Source organism: Micromonospora sp. WMMD1082 (assembly GCF_029626175.1).
Taxonomy (GTDB): Bacteria; Actinomycetota; Actinomycetes; order Mycobacteriales; family Micromonosporaceae; genus Micromonospora.
In genome coordinates this window covers 4,023,821-4,038,757 of the sequence record NZ_JARUBM010000002.1, presented here as the reverse complement: position 1 = coordinate 4,038,757, position 14,937 = coordinate 4,023,821, and the positions used below count along the sequence as shown (strand labels likewise).

Annotated in this window: 12 protein-coding genes and 1 tRNA gene; 6 read left to right on the top strand and 7 right to left on the bottom strand. The window is 71.4% G+C overall.

The window, feature by feature from the left end:
- Positions 1–7: 7 nt before the first annotated feature.
- On the bottom strand, positions 8–1,879 hold the full coding sequence (locus O7615_RS18535; protein WP_278178960.1) for an ABC transporter ATP-binding protein: 1,872 nt from the start codon (positions 1,877–1,879) through the stop codon (positions 8–10).
- Between the two features lie 72 nt (positions 1,880–1,951).
- On the opposite strand from O7615_RS18535, the gene O7615_RS18530 reads away from it, so the two are divergent.
- Positions 1,952–2,518: a TetR/AcrR family transcriptional regulator gene (locus O7615_RS18530; protein WP_278178959.1), complete on the top strand. Its 567-nt coding sequence runs from the start codon at positions 1,952–1,954 to the stop codon at positions 2,516–2,518.
- A gap of 146 nt (positions 2,519–2,664) precedes the next feature.
- Here O7615_RS18530 and thrC read toward each other — a convergent pair whose 3' ends face one another.
- Genes thrC through argS form a run of 4 tightly spaced genes read right to left on the bottom strand, consistent with a single transcriptional unit; the run spans position 2,665 to position 8,134 of the window.
- Complete coding sequence (thrC, locus tag O7615_RS18525) at positions 2,665–3,714, bottom strand: threonine synthase (protein WP_278178957.1); 1,050 nt, start codon at positions 3,712–3,714, stop codon at positions 2,665–2,667.
- Positions 3,715–3,758: 44 nt separating this feature from the next.
- Positions 3,759–5,081 carry a homoserine dehydrogenase gene (locus O7615_RS18520; protein ID WP_278178956.1) on the bottom strand — a complete coding sequence of 441 codons (1,323 nt, stop codon included), beginning with the start codon at positions 5,079–5,081 and terminating at the stop codon, positions 3,759–3,761.
- Positions 5,078–6,463 carry a diaminopimelate decarboxylase gene (gene lysA, locus O7615_RS18515; protein WP_278178955.1) on the bottom strand — a complete coding sequence of 462 codons (1,386 nt, stop codon included), beginning with the start codon at positions 6,461–6,463 and terminating at the stop codon, positions 5,078–5,080. Before lysA ends, O7615_RS18520 begins: the two co-directional genes overlap by 4 nt.
- 6 nt (positions 6,464–6,469) lie before the next feature.
- Positions 6,470–8,134, bottom strand: coding sequence for an arginine--tRNA ligase (argS, locus tag O7615_RS18510; protein ID WP_278178954.1), 1,665 nt, complete (start codon positions 8,132–8,134; stop codon positions 6,470–6,472).
- Positions 8,135–8,234: 100 nt separating this feature from the next.
- Between argS and O7615_RS18505 the strand changes: the two genes are divergently transcribed.
- From O7615_RS18505 to O7615_RS18490, 4 genes are all read left to right on the top strand, one after another.
- A complete protein-coding gene (locus O7615_RS18505; protein WP_278178953.1) occupies positions 8,235–9,053 on the top strand; it encodes a DUF3105 domain-containing protein in 819 nt (272 codons plus the stop codon).
- A gap of 1 nt (position 9,054) precedes the next feature.
- Positions 9,055–9,708 (top strand): DUF305 domain-containing protein, encoded by a 654-nt coding sequence (locus tag O7615_RS18500; RefSeq protein WP_278178952.1) that lies wholly within the window; start codon positions 9,055–9,057, stop codon positions 9,706–9,708.
- A 179-nt stretch (positions 9,709–9,887) separates the two neighbouring features.
- Positions 9,888–10,580, top strand: a complete 693-nt coding sequence (locus O7615_RS18495; protein WP_278178951.1) for a winged helix-turn-helix domain-containing protein — start codon at positions 9,888–9,890, stop codon at positions 10,578–10,580.
- A gap of 105 nt (positions 10,581–10,685) precedes the next feature.
- Positions 10,686–10,757: transfer RNA gene (locus O7615_RS18490), tRNA-Arg, on the top strand.
- Positions 10,758–10,998: 241 nt separating this feature from the next.
- On the opposite strand, the gene O7615_RS18485 is transcribed toward O7615_RS18490, so the two are convergent.
- On the bottom strand, positions 10,999–11,475 hold the full coding sequence (locus tag O7615_RS18485; protein ID WP_278178950.1) for an SRPBCC domain-containing protein: 477 nt from the start codon (positions 11,473–11,475) through the stop codon (positions 10,999–11,001).
- Positions 11,476–11,616: 141 nt separating this feature from the next.
- Between O7615_RS18485 and O7615_RS18480 the strand changes: the two genes are divergently transcribed.
- The gene (locus O7615_RS18480) at positions 11,617–12,042 is read left to right on the top strand and encodes a helix-turn-helix domain-containing protein (RefSeq protein ID WP_278178949.1); all 426 of its coding nucleotides are present in this window, start codon (positions 11,617–11,619) and stop codon (positions 12,040–12,042) included.
- A 44-nt stretch (positions 12,043–12,086) separates the two neighbouring features.
- Here the strand turns inward: O7615_RS18480 and rph are convergent, their stop codons facing one another.
- A complete protein-coding gene (gene rph / locus O7615_RS18475; RefSeq protein ID WP_278178948.1) occupies positions 12,087–14,684 on the bottom strand; it encodes a rifamycin-inactivating phosphotransferase in 2,598 nt (865 codons plus the stop codon).
- Between the last annotated feature and the right edge of the window lie 253 nt (positions 14,685–14,937).

Genomic DNA, 14,937 nt, shown 5'->3' with positions numbered 1-14,937 from the left:
GCGTAGCTCACTCCTGGGGGAGACGGTCGAGGGGTACGAGCAGTCTGCCCGACCCCGTCGACCCACCGACCTCCGGGGCGGGCGGGGTCTCGGTGGTGCCGATACGCAGCGATGTCACCAGGTCGCGGTACAGCTCATCGGTGCGCAGCAGGGCCGCATGGTCGCCGACGGCGCGGATCCGGCCGCGGTCCATCACGACGATCTGGTCGGCGTCGAGCACGGTGGAGAGCCGGTGGGCGATCGTCACCACCGCACCCGCCGCAGCCCGCTGCCGGACGCACCGCCCCACCGCCGCCTCGGTCAGCCCGTCGACCTGGGAGGTGGCCTCGTCGAGCAGCAGCACGTCCGGGGTACGCAGCACGGCCCGGGCCAGCGCGATGCGCTGCCGCTCGCCGCCGGAGACGTTGGTGGCGGTCAGCGGCGTGTCCAGCCCGAGGTCGAGCGAGCGCACCTTCTCGTGCAGGTCGACCGCGCGCAGCGCGGCCCAGAGTTCCTCGTCGGTGGCGTCCGGATGGGTGAAGCGCAGGTTGTCGCCGACGGTGCCCGGCACCACCGGCGCCTCCTGCTCGACGTAGGCGAGCCGGCCACGGATCTCCCCGGGCGTGTGGTCCGGATAGGGGCGGCCGTCGAGCAGCAGCCGACCCTGCTCCGGTTCGAGGAAGCGCAGCATCAGCGAGAAGAGGGTGGTCTTGCCCGCGCCGGAGGGTCCGACGATCGCGGTGTGGCCGAGGCGGGGGATCTCCAGGTCGATGTCCCGCACGGCGGGTGGCGCCCCCGGTGCGTACCGTGCGGTGACGCCCCGGAAGGCCAGTACGGCACCGCCGGGGGCGGAAACGCCGGCCGGTGCCGCGTGGTCGGACGGTGCGGAGGCCGTCGACGCACCGGGCTCGACCGCGATGGCCTCGATCTCCCGCAGCCGGCCCGCCGCCGCGATGCCGGCCTGCATGGCGGTCATGTTCTGGGTCAGCTCGCTGATCGGCCCCATCAACTGGAAGGCGTAGAGCAGGAACGCGATCAGCGTGGAGACCTCGATCAGGCCCTGCCCGGCCCGCGCCGCGCCGAAGCCGAGGATGACGATCACCGCGAGCTGGATGCCGGTCCAGGAGATGGTCCAGACCACCGCGGCCCGCCGGGCGGCATGGATGCCGTGCCGCGCCGAGTCCTCGGCGTGCGTGGTGATCAGGGCCGCCTGGCGTTGCTCGGCGCGGCTGGCCTTGACCGTCCGGATGGCACGCAGCGAGCCCTCCAGCGCCCCGCCGAGGCGCCCGACCGATTCCTGCGCCGCCTCCTGGGCCCGCCCGATCGACGGCAGCAGCAGCCCCATCAGCACCGCGACGGCGACCACCGCGACCAGGGTGGTGCCCAGCAGCACCAGGTCCAGCGTGCCCATCAGCACGAGCGTCCCGACCAGCGCCACCGCGCCGTTGATCAGGCCGACGAGGCTGCCGGACGCCTCGTGCAGCAGCCCCGGGTCGGAGGTGGCCCGGGTGACCAGTTCACCGCTGGGCCGGCGGGTGAGCTGCTCGATCCGGGCCGCGAAGTAGCGGCGGATCACCCCGGACCGTGCGTCGAGGACCACCCGCTCGGCGACGCCCCCCATCAGTACCCACTGCCACAGCGAGATGGCGGCGCCGACCACGACGAGGACGAGCAGCACGGTGACCGGGCGCCCCAACGAGCCACCGGCGCCGAGGGTGTCCAGCACCCACTTGGTCACCAGCGGGGTGGCCAGCCCGGCGGCGTTGGCCACGAGCCCGAGCAGCAGCCCGAGCAGCATGGCCGGCCAGTGCGGCCGCAGGTACGCCAGCAGCAGGCCGGTGCGGGCCCGTTGGGCGGTCGGCGGAGGGTCGGTCGGGGCGGGAGCAACGATCGCAGTCACCCCGCAATGGAACATCAATGTTCCACTACGGGCAAGCTATATTCCGAATCCGGACATTGGTAACCTCTGCTCGTGGTGACTACCGAGGAGAGCGGCAGCCGGGTACGGACCCGGCAGGCCATCCTGCAGGCGGCGATCGAGGTGCTGAGCCGCAACCCGGCCGCCAGCCTGAGCGAGATCGCCGCCGCCGCACACGTCGGCCGGACCACCCTGCACCGCTACTTCGCCGAACGGTCGGACCTGCTCGCCGGCGTGGTCGCCGAGGGCGTCGCCCGGCTGAACCGGGCGACCGCCCGCGCCCGCCTCGACGAGGGCAGCGGCGCGGAGGCCCTGCACCGGCTCTGCGCCGAGTACTTCGACCTCGGCGACCTGCTCTCGCTGATCTTCGCCGAGCCGCAGCTGGTCAACGACCCGGCGTGGGCCACGGAGGTCTGCGACGACGACTTCCACACCGTGGTGACCCGGGGGCACGCCGACGGCAGCATCGACCCGGCGCTGCCCGCGACCTGGTTGCAGTCCGTCCTCTGGTCACAGTTGTACGCCGGCTGGAGCTACCTGGCCGAGCACGACGTGTCCCGCCACGAGGTGCTCGGCCTGGTCACCCGCACGATCGCCGGCGCGGTCGCCCCGCGCCGCTGACCCACGACCGCGCCGACCGGCCGGCCCTGCCGCCCCGTCGGGCCAGCGATAGCGCAGACGGCTCAGCTCGACAGGGCATATGCACGCTGACCTGCAAGGCCGCCGGCATTCAAGGGCTCAGGCGAGGTCGGGAATCGGGCGGGAACTCAGGCGAGGTCGAGGGACCGGGCGGCGGCAAGCGGGTCGTTGGCGATGGTGACCGGGGCGGGGGCGGTGGAGATGGCCCACTCCGGGTCCTTCAGGCCGTGCCCGGTGACCGTGCAGACCACGGTGGAACCGGCCGGCACCCGACCGGCCGCGGCCTGCTGGAGCAGGCCGGCGACACTGGCCGCGCTGCCCAGTTCCACGAAGACACCGACCTCCCGGGCGAGCAGCCGGTACGCCGCCAGGATCTCCCGGTCGGAGACCGCCTCGATCAGGCCGCCGGAGGCGTCCCGCGCGTCCAGGGCCTTCGTCCAGCTCGCCGGGTTGCCGATCCGGATGGCGGTGGCGATGGTGGACGGCTCGGCCACCACCTGCCCGGTCACGATCGGTGCCGCGCCGGCCGCCTGGAAGCCGTACATCTTCGGCCGCCGGCTGGCGTTGCCCGCGTCGAGATCCTCCGCGTAGCCCATCCAGTACGCGGAGATGTTGCCGGCGTTACCCACCGGCAGGCAGTGGATGTCGGGTGCGTCGCCGAGTGCCTCGACGATCTCGAACGCCGCCGTCTTCTGACCGTGCAGCCGGTGGATGTTGACGGAGTTGACCAGGGCCACCGGATAGTCCTGGGCGAGCTTGGCGGCCAGCGCCAGGCAGTCGTCGAAGTTGCCGTTGACCTGGAGCAGCTTGGCACCGTGCACGAGCGCCTGGGCCAGCTTGCCCAGCGCGATCTTGCCCTGCGGCACCAGCACCGCGCAGGTCACCCCGGCCCGGGCCGCGTACGCGGCGGCCGAGGCGCTGGTGTTGCCGGTGGAGGCGCAGATAATGGCCTTGTTGCCGGCCTCGACCGCCTTGGAGACGGCCATCGTCATGCCCCGGTCCTTGAACGAGCCGGTGGGGTTCGCGCCCTCCACCTTCAGGTACACCTCGCAGCCGAGCCGGGCGGAGAGCACCGGCGCGGGAAGCAGCGGCGTGTTCCCCTCGTGCAGGGTGACCACGGGCGTGGCATCGGTGACCGGCAGCCGGTCCCGGTAGGCGTCGATCAGGCCACGCCACATGTCGCGCTCCTCGCCTCCGCGGACGCTCCGCCCGCCCCGCCCGCTCACAGTCCACCCTCGACCCGCAGCACGCTCGCCACCGACCGGACGATGTCCAGGCCGCGCAGCTCGCGCACGGTCGCCGCGAGCGCCGCGTCCGGCGCGACATGGGTCACGATCACCAACACCGCGTCGCCGGCCCCACCGGCGGCCCCACCGGCCGGCCCCTGACGCACGGTGGCGATCGAAACCTCGTGCCGGGCGAACACCCCCGCCACCGACTCCAGCACGCCGGGACGATCGGCCACGTCCAGGCTGATGTGGTAGCGGGTGAGCGCCTCCCCCATCGGGCGTACCGGCAGGTCGGCGTAGGCGGACTCGCTGGCCGCGCGTACCCCGGCGAGCCGGTTGCGGGCCACCGCCACCACGTCGCCGAGCACCGCGCTGGCGGTCGGCGCCCCGCCCGCGCCCCGCCCGTAGAACATCAACTGCCCGGCCGCCTCCGCCTCGACGAAGACCGCGTTGAACGCGTCGCCGACGCTGGCCAGCGGGTGGGTCAGCGGGATCATCGCCGGGTGCACCCGGACGCTGACCGCCTCCCGGCCCTGCCCGTCGGCGCCCCGGGCGGCGATGCAGAGCAGTTTGATCGTGCAGCCCATCGCCTTCGCACTGGCCACGTCGGCGGCGGTGACCTCGGTGATGCCCTCCCGGTGCACGTCGGCCGCGCCGACCCGGGTGTGGAAGGCCAGCGAGGCGAGGATGGCGGCCTTGGCGGCGGCGTCGAAGCCCTCCACGTCGGCGGTCGGATCGGCCTCGGCGTACCCCAGCTCGGTCGCCTCCTCCAGGGCCTCGGCGAAGCCGGCCCCGGTGGCGTGCATGGCGGAGAGGATGAAGTTGGTGGTGCCGTTGACGATGCCGGTGACCCGGGTGATGCGGTCGCCGTGCAGCGACTCGCGCAGCGGGCGCAGCAGCGGGATGGCGCCGGCCACGGACGCCTCGTAGTAGAGGTCGCCGCCGCCCTCGACCGCCGCGTCGTGCAGGGCGCCGCCGTCCTCGGCGAGCAGCGCCTTGTTGGCGGTGACCACGCTCTTGCCGGCCCGCAACGCCTCCACCAGCCAGCCGCGCGCCGGCTCGATCCCGCCGACCACCTCGACCACCACGTCGACGTCGTCACGCTTGATCAGCCCGAGCGCGTCGGTGGTGAACACGGCCGGATCGACCGGCAGGTCGCCGCGGTCGCGTCCGATCCGGCGTACGGCGATGCCGGCGATCTCCAGCGGGGCACCGATCCGCGCGGCGAGGTCCGCCGACTGCTCGTGCAGCAGCCGGACCACCTCGGCACCGACGGTGCCGCAGCCGAGCAGGGCGAGGCGTACAGGTGACGTCATCCCACATCCAAAGCGAGCAGGTCCTCTTCGGTCTCCCGTCGAACGATCAGCCGGGCCCGGCCGTCACGAACCGCGACCACCGGGGGGCGGGGAACGTGGTTGTAGTTGCTGGCCATGCTGCGGCAGTAGGCACCCGTGCCGGGCACCGCGACAAGATCTCCGGGCTGCACGTCGGCGGGCAGGAATTCATCCTTCACCACGATGTCCCCGGACTCACAGTGCTTTCCCACCACGCGGGCGAGCATCGGCTCGGCGGCGCTCGCCCGCGAGGCCAGGGTGGCCGAGTACGAGGCGTCGTAGAGGGCGGTACGGATGTTGTCGCTCATCCCGCCGTCCACGCTGACGTACGTGCGGATGCCGTCCACGTCCTTGACCGTGCCCACCTCGTAGAGGGTGAACACGGCCGGGCCGACAATCGCCCGGCCCGGCTCGATCGACAGCCGAGGCGTGGCGAGCCGCTCCGCCGCGCACTCCGAATCCACGATCTTGCGCAGCCGCTTGGCCAGCTCCTGCGGCGCGGCGGGGTCGTCCTGCGAGGTGTACGCGATGCCGAAACCGCCGCCGAGGTCCAGCTCGGGCAGCTCGACCCCGCGCGCGTCGCGGATCTGCGCCTGCAGGGCGAGCACGCGGCGGGCGGAGACCTCGAACCCGCTGGTGTCGAAGATCTGCGAGCCGATGTGCGAGTGCAGGCCGCGCAGCTCCAGCACGTCCTCGTCGAGGATGCGCAGCGCGGCGGCGATGGCCGCCCCGCCGGCCAGCGAGAAACCGAACTTCTGGTCCTCGTGGGCGGTGGCGATGAACTCGTGGGTGTGCGCCTCCACGCCGACGGTGACCCGGATCAGCACCCGGGGCCGGACGCCGCGCTCGCGGGCCAGCGCGGTGAGCCGGTCGATCTCGGCGAACGAGTCGACGATGATCCGCCCGACCCCGACCTCCAGCGCCCGGCTCAGCTCGGCCACCGACTTGTTGTTGCCGTGGAAGCCGATCCGCTCCGGTGGCATCCCGCCGGACAGCGCCACGGCCAGCTCGCCGCCGCTGCACACGTCGAGGAACATGCCCTCCTCGGCGATCATCCGGACCACGGCGCGGCAGATGAACGCCTTACCCGCGTAGTAGACGTCCTCGGTCGGGAAGGCCGCCCGGAAGTCCCGGCAGCGCGCGCGCAGGTCGTCCTCGTCCAGCACGTACACCGGGGTGCCGAACTCGGCGGTGATGTCGCGTACGCCCAGGCCCGCGACGGCCAGGGCACCGTCGGCGCCGCGCGCCGCGTGGCGCGGCCACAGCTGCGGCACCAGGGCGTTGACGTCCGCCGGGGTACGCAGCCAGGCCGGCCCCCGGTTGCCGATGTCGCCGTGCAACGCACCCGCCTCGTGAGCCCGCATGTGCCGCTACATCCTTTCCGGGGCCGAGACGCCGAGCAGGCGCAGGCCGTTGGCGATGACCACCCGGGTGGCGTCGTTGAGCCAGAGCCGGGCCCGGTGCAGGTCGGTGACCTCCTCGTCACCCCGGGGCAGGATCCGGCAGTTGTCGTAGAACCGGTGGTACGCCCCGGCCAGATCCTCCAGGAAGCGGGCCACCCGGTGCGGTTCGCGTAGTTCGGCGGCGGCGCCCACCACAGCGGGGAACTCGGCGAGCGCCTTGAGCAGCTCGTTCTCCTTGTCGTGGTCGAGCAGATCCGGCCGGAACGACCCGGCGTCGCCCCGGGTCAGCCCGACCTCGGCGGCGTTACGACCGACGCTGGCCGTGCGGGCCGCCACGTACTGCACGTAGTAGACCGGATTATCCCGGGTCGCCCGCGTCCACAGCTCGATGTCGATGTCGATCGGCGAGTCGCTGGAGTAGCGGGCCAACGCGTACCGGGCGGCGTCCACCCCGATCGCGTCGACCAGGTCCTCCAGGGTGACCACGGTGCCGGCCCGCTTGCTCATCCGCACCGGCGCGCCGTCGCGGACCAGGTTGACCAGCTGGCCGATGAGGATCTCCAGCGTGCGCTCGGGATCGTCGCCGAAGCAGGCCGCCATCGCCTTCATCCGGCCGACGTAGCCGTGGTGGTCCGCCCCGAGCATGATCACCACCCGGTCGAAGCCGCGCTCGCGCTTGTCCAGGTAGTAGGCGCAGTCCGCGGCGAAGTACGTCCACTCACCGTTGGACTTGCGCAGCACGCGGTCCTTGTCATCACCGAAGTCGGTGGTCCGCAGCCAGGTGGCGCCGTCGGAGTCGAAGACGTGGCCCTGCTCGCGCAGCCGGTGCAGGGCGTGCGCCAGCTCGCCCCGGTCGTGCAGGTCCTTCTCGTTGAAGTAGGTGTCGAACTCCACGCCGAAGTCCCGCAGCGAGGACTTGATCTCCTCGAACATCAGCGCGACGCCCTCTACCCGGAAGGCCTCCTGGGCGGCGGCGTCGTCCAGGGCCAGCACGTCCGGCCGCCGGGCCCGGACCTGCTCGGCGATCTCGGCGATGTACGCCCCGCCGTAGCCGTCCTCCGGCGCCGGCTCGCCCCTGGCGGCGGCGAGCAGCGAACGGGCGAAGCGGTCGATCTGGGAACCGGCGTCGTTGAAGTAGTACTCGGTGCCGACGTCGGCGCCGGTGGCACGCAGCAACCGGCTCAACGCGTCGCCGACCGCCGCCCACCGGACCCCGCCGATGTGCACCGGACCCGTCGGGTTGGCCGAGACGAACTCCAGATTGATCTTCAGCCCGGCGAGCCGGTCGCCGCGGCCGTACTCCTCGCCCGCCTCGACGATCGCCCGGGCGAGCTGGCCGGCGGCGGCGGCGTCGAGCCGGATGTTGAGGAAGCCCGGCCCGGCGATCTCGACCGACTTGATCCCCGGGGCGCTGGCCAGCTGGGCGGCCAGTGCGCCGGCCAGCTCCCGCGGCGGCAGACCCACCTTCTTGCTCAGCTGCAACGCCAGCGTGGCGGCGTAGTCGCCGTGCTCGGGGTTGCGGGGTCGCTCGACCGTCGTGTGCTCCGGCAGCGCGGAACGGTCCAGTCCTCGTGCGGCGAAGACGGCGTGAGCGGCGGCGAGGACGGCTTCGGCTAGTTCTGCGGGAGTCACCGATCCATGTTATCGGGGGTAGACTCGGTCCTCGCGGCGGCGACCCGGCATCGGGGGCCGGGCCGCCACAACCCCTGACCGACCGACCTGACGAGGCACGATGAGCATCAGTACCCCGGGCGGCCCGCAGCGCCGCCCGACCGTGGTCAGCACCGGCAAGAAGCCGGCGGCGGGTCGGCCGGCCGCCGGCGCCAAGCCGACCGGCACCAAGGCCGGGTCCGGCAAGCCGGCGACACCCCAGCGCGCCGGCGGAGGCAAGGGGCCGCGCAAGCCGATCACCCCGGTCAAGGTCAGCCAGGGCCGCTCGTGGGGGCCGATCGCGCTCTTCGTCGCCGTGGGCGTGCTGGCCACCTCGATCATCGGCTTCGGCGCCTGGGCGACCTTCAAGGGCAGCCAGTCGTGGGAGGACAAGGCGGCGAGCATCGAGGGCATCGTCAACTACCGCGAGACGGACCCGGAGAGCATCTCCAACCAGGAGCACCGCTCCGGCAAGCAGGAATACCCGCACAGCCCGCCGGTCGGCGGCCCGCACAACAACACCTGGCAGCGCTGCCTCGGCGACATCTACGACGCGCCGATCGCCAGCGAGCACGCGCTGCACAGCCTGGAGCACGGCGCGGTCTGGCTCACCTACCGCCCCGACCTGCCCGAGGCCGACGTGGCGAAGCTGGCCAGCGTGATCCGCGGCAACGACTTCATGTTCATGAGCCCGTACGAGGGCCTCGACCGGCCCGTCTCCATCCAGGCCTGGGGCTACCAGCTCAAGGTCGACAGCGCCGACGACCCGCGCATCAAGGAGTTCGCCACCGTCCTGGCGCAGAACGCCTCGATGGAGCCGGGCGTGCCCTGCTCCGCCGGGAACTACACCACCGGCACCGGCACCGAGCCACGCGAACTCGCGCCGCCGCAGGGTGGCTGACGTGCCCAGCGCGGTGCAGGAGTCGCCGGTGGCGGAGCGGCCCGGCCCGACGGAACCCCGCCGGTCGCCCCGGACGCTGCGCTACCTGACCCTGGCCGTGGCCGCGCTGCTGCTGCTCGGCGTCGGCTGGACGGCCGCGACGCTCGCCATCGGGCGGACGCCGGGTGACGAGTCGGCCGAGGCGGGCTTCGCCCGAGACATGTCCCGCCATCACGCCCAGGCGGTGGAGATGGCCATGCTCGCGTACGCCAAGGGGCAGGATCCGGCGATCCGGCAGCTCGGTTACGACATGGCCCTGACCCAGCAGGCCCAGATCGGTCACATGCAGCGCTGGTTGCAGGAGTGGGAGCTACTGCCCACCGGCTCCCGGCCGGCGATGGAGTGGATGCCCGACGGGGTGACCGTGGACGAGAACGGTCTGATGCCCGGCATGGCCACCCGCGACGAGATCGGCCGCCTGCACGAGGCGCAGGGTGCCGAGGTCGACCCGCTCTTCATCGAGCTGATGATCAAGCATCACATCGGCGGCGTCCACATGGTCGACGGGCTGCTCAAGGTCTCCGACCGCGCCGAGGTGGTCCGGCTCGCCCAGGCGATGAAGCAAGCGCAACAGAAGGAGATCAACGAGCTGCGGAAGCTACAGCAGGCTGGTTGAGGCCGCGTCCCGCGGCAGACCTTGGCGCCGCCCCGCTCACCACGAGCGGGGCGGCGCTGTCGTTTGTCCGGAACCGAAGCACCGCGACCGGGATCATAGACTCCGTCATACCTTGGGGCTATACGACCGATTTTCCCTCTAGGGGTTACTTGGAGCGAACTGCACTCGTTGTCCCGGACGTGGGGGTTGCACTCAGAGACGCGCGGCGTTCGGTCACCAGCTGGTGCCGGCGCCACACCATCGGCGGTGACGGGGCGGTGGCAGCCGTCCGTCGCGGACAGCGGCAGGGCGAGCCGGGAACGCTCAGCCGCGAACAGGAGCTGGAACTCATCGACACCCTCCGGGGCGTTTATCCCGACGCGTTCGGCCTGGACGAGGAGCTGTGGACCCGCCAGAGCCTGCACGCCCTCATCGAGCAGCACTTCGGGCTGACACTGGACGCGGGAGTGGTCGGGGCGTACCTGCGGGCCTGGGGGTTGGGCCCGCGCGAGCCCCGGGAACGGGCCTGCGGGCTCTGCGTCGGCGCGGTCGAGCGCTGGGTACGCAGCGAGTACCCGGCCATCACCCGGGCCGCCCAGGAGCACCTGGCCGAGGTCTACTGGATCGGCCAGGTTCGGCTGCGCGGCACCATGCCGGCCGCCGACGTGATCTCGGCGGTCTCCTCGCGGGGCCGCGTCCGGTTCATGGTCACCACCCCGTCGGTCGACCCACCGCTGTCCCGGGACTTCGTGCTCCGGCTCAGCGGCGCCGAGCAGCGCACGGTACACCTGATCGTGGACGGCTCCTGGGCCCGCAACGAGTGGCCGCGCCGGCTCCCCCGGCGCATCGTGCCGCACCCGCTACCCAGCTGCGGACGCGCCCAGGCAGCCTGACCGCCGCCCGGGCCCGCCGCCTGGACCGCCGGCGACCGGAGCCGACCCGCCCGATACCGATTCGGCGATCGTGTACGGGGTTTGCTAGTCTTCTCCAGTCGCTGAGCCCCCGTAGCTCAGGGGATAGAGCACCGCCCTCCGGAGGCGGGGGCGCAGGTTCGAATCCTGCCGGGGGCACCTCGAAGATCAACCTAGTTTCCATTGAGCTGCGGATACCAGCCCAAGAGGGCTGCCGCCAGTCTGACGGTCCTCGGCGATGAGCCGGACCGGGACACCGCTCGACGTCATGGAGGGGCCCCACGAGTGTCCACCACCGCCCAGAGGCTGATCTGGTCTTATCTGTGCCAGGGTCGGTACGGGCCGGTGCGCTCGTAGATGAAGCAGATCTCGGTGATCAGCTTGCCGGAGACGAGCTGCCTCACATCGTCGTCGTACCTCGCAGAGCCGCGTCGAGGCCGTTCAGCTGCAGCACACTTCCGCCGCGCAGGTGAGCCAGGTCCGCACTGCCGTCCCCGGTGTATCTGAGGAAGGTCACCTGTTCGGTCCGTGTCAGGCGGGTTCCGTCCGTCTCGGCGTCGAGTAGGACGGTGACCAGCGAGGTCCATCGCAGTTCGCCGTCGACGACGGCCTCGTAGCTGTAGACGATCCGGTGGCCGTCCGCGATGTCGATGTACCGCGACCGGTACTCCAGTCGCTCGGGCGCCGTGTCCAGCCCGGTGAAGATGCTACGCGCGACCTCGCCACCGCCCACCCGGAAGTCGTGCTCGTAGCCGGCTTCACTGCCCGGAAGCCGGAACCATCTCTGCCTGATCGCGGCGTCGGCGAACGCGGCGAAGACCTCGTTCGACGGTACGTCGAGGTGCCGCGCGATCGTGAAGGTGTCGTGCAGGACCATGTCGTCCTCCCACTGTCGTGGCCACGAACGGGTGACCGCATGCCAGTTACGATCAGTAAGAAGCACGCGTCCACCGAATTTAATCCGGCGCTCCCACACGCACTGTGAAGTCAGCTACTGACGCACGAGGAACTAACGAGCATGACACCCCTCCTTGGTACCGAACTCGCAGAGCGCGGGGTCGCACCGGACTGCATCCAGACGATCGAACTCGCTCGCGACGTGCTGGCACGGGTGGGCGACAGGTGGACACTGTGGACAATTACCGTCCTGGCGCCCCGCCCACTGCGCTTCACCGCGCTACACGAGCGGGTCACCGGCATCTCCCAGCGGATGCTCAGCCAGACACTGCGCGCCCTCACCCGCGACGGGTTGGTGACCAGGACCGCGTACCCGCAAGTGCCCCCGAGGGTCGAATATGCGCTGACGCCGCTCGGCCGCTCACTGCACGAGGCCGCGAACGGACTCGTGCAGTGGGTCCGTGATCACCAGGCCGACATCGTCGGCAACCGCGACACGTTCGACCAGACGCTCCCCACCAACACGGCCACCGCACCCCACGCATAGCTGGGGGTCTCCCGGACCATCCCGCCACCATGTCAAGGTCGTGTTCAGGGCAGGATCTCGACGTATCCGTCGGTGCCGTGTAAGCGGATCCGCTGTCCATCGGGGATCAGCCGAGTGGCGTCCACCACACCGACGACGGCCGGCAATCCGTACTCCCGCGCGATCACTGCGCCGTGCGTCATCAGTCCTCCGACCTCCGTCACCAGGCCGGCGACGGCGACGAAGAGGGGCGTCCAGCTGGGGTCTGTGTGGGCCGTGACGAGGATGTCGCCCGGTTCGAGATCGGCCCGTGCCAGGTCCAGGATGACCCGGGCCCGGCCTTCGACGGTCCCGGCGGAGACCGGTAGGCCGACCAACGCACCGGTCGGCACGTCGTCGCGTCGGTACGCCCCGGCGACGGCCTCGCCGTCCGAGGTGAGCACCCGGGGCGGCGTGAGTGCGTGATACGACCTGAACGCGTCCCTACGCTGGCCGATGAGCCGGTCATCCACGCGTTTCGTGCGTACGACGTCGTGGAGTTCGGGGAACGTGAGGTAGAAGATGTCCTCCCGCTCGCGGAGTACGCGGGCCCGCACGAGGCGCTCGGCCTCTTCCAGCAGGGCCCGCTTGTACACGAAGTAGCGGCTGACCATGGCGTACTTCGGATACTCCCGGTACCCGATGAAGGTGCGGACCCGGTCGATCATCTGCTTCGTCTCGTCGGCCCTGCGCTGCCCGTCCGGCAGGGCCCGCAGGCGCTCCAGCAGCTCCTGCTCCTTCCTCCAGGCCTCCTGCCGGCCCTGCTCGAAGCGTCGCGCGCCGGCGCCCGGCTCGACGTTCTTGATGTTGCCGAGGATCAGGGGCACGAGCGTGGTGGGGCGTTCGCGCCAACGCGGCCGGGTGATGTCGATCTCGCCGACGCAGCGCATGCCGTACGTGTCGAGCCAGGCCTCGATGGCGTCCCGCGCCTCCCGCCCGCCCGCGAGCTTGGGCAGCTCGGCCAGGAAATCCTCGTCCTCGACGTGCTGCAGGAACGCCACGACGGCCGGATGCGGGCGGATCACGTCGGCGACGTCGAGCAGCGCCAGCCCCATCTCCGACGTGACGTTGTGGGGTACGGACTGCGTGAGGGTGTCCGCCGCGTTCTTCTCGCCCAGCCACGCCTTCAGCCGCTCGTTGAGCCACCACGTGGCCTCCATCGCCGACATGAAGACCTGGTGGCTCTGCGGATCGAACAGGATCCGTCGCAGCTCCTGGATGTCTGCCTGGATGAAGTCGAGCAGCGCCTCGCCGGACTTGGTCCGGATGCCGCTTTCCGCGGCGGCGATGGATGCCTCGCTGCGCGCGATCAGCTCGGTGACGATGGCCGGATCCGTCTCGATCGGGGCTGGCATGCCGCCGGACAATGATCCGGGGAGACCCTCGTCGGGCTGCGGCCGGATGAAGTCGTCCCGCTCGATGATGGTCTGCAGCGCATCCCCGATCAACGGATCGGATCTCCCCACGAGCGCCAGGAAGCCGGCACGGCTCGCCGGCGAGGCCAGGTTTCGGGTGACGTCGACGAACAGGCGGCCGCCGGCCTCGGCCATGGGCGCGGGGGTCGTCATCTGCCAGAAGGAGAGCCCGAGGGGCTTCATGGGGTCGGTCATCATCTGCTGGTGGCCGACGGAGACATAGACGTGGTTCTCCCGGTCGTCGGACTCGGGGATGGGAAACAGCGTGGTGATGGGCCGGCTCTGGACGATCTGGAAGCCGTCGTCGACCAGGCACCATTCGATGTCCTGGGGGCGGCCGAAGTGCGCCTCGATCCGCCGGCCGAGCTGCGCGAGCCGCACGACCTGCGCATCCGTCAGCGCAGGCCGCTTCTGCAGCTCCGGCTCGATCGCCTGGTCCTGCGTACCGCCCGCTGGCAGGGCATGCACGGCGCGCCGCTTGGTGGCGATCGCCCTGGCGACGACCGCGCCGTCGCGCACCGTGAAGATGTCCGGATTCACCAGGCCGGAGACCAGGGCCTCGCCGAGGCCGAGGCTGGCCTCCACGGAGACGACCTTCCGGTGGCCCGTGACGGGGTCGGCCGTGAACAGGACGCCGGCCGCCTGCGGGAAGACCATCCGCTGCACGACCACGGCCAGGTGGACCGTACGGTGGTCGATGCCGTTGCGCTGGCGGTAGGTCACGGCCCGCTCGGTGAAGAGCGAGGCCCAGCACCGGCTGACGTGGTGGAGGATCGCGGCCGGCCCCACGACGTTGAGGTACGTGTCCTGCTGCCCGGCGAAGGAGGCCGTCGGCAGGTCCTCTGCCGTGGCGCTGGACCGGACGGCGTAGGCGGCGTGCTCGCCGAACTGGGCGAGAGCGCGGGTGATCGCCACCGCGAGATCGTCCGGGATGGCGACGCCTTCGATGGTCCGGCGGATCTCGGCGCTGAGCGTGCGGATCGCCTCCCGGTCGTCCGGGTTCAGGCGTACCAGCTGATCGAGCCGGTCGCCGATCGGGGCTGCTTCCGCCATGATCCGCCGGAAGGCGTCCGTCGTGATGCAGAAGCCAGCCGGCACGCGGATGCCGTCGATCCGAGACAGCGCCCCCAGGTGTGCGCCCTTGCCGCCAACGACCGCGACCTGCGTCTCGTCAACCTCGTGAAGACCCACCACGTACCGCTCGCTCATCCGATACCTCCGGCGCGTCGTGCCCCGCGTCTTCGTCCGTTCCTGGTTCGGGCGACGATTCTGCAGCGCGACCCGGGTCTTGCGGCAAGCCCCCCGGCCCGCTATACGTTGAGAGTGGCAAGGAGCGCGATCTCCTTGCCTTGCGGGGCTTCACGTGCGCCGCATCGGCCGCGATCAGGTCGAGGACTACGCCGTGCGCCGTGTCGTCGACCGCGGCGAGGTCGACCGCTGGCTCCGGCCCCACTTGGCGTAC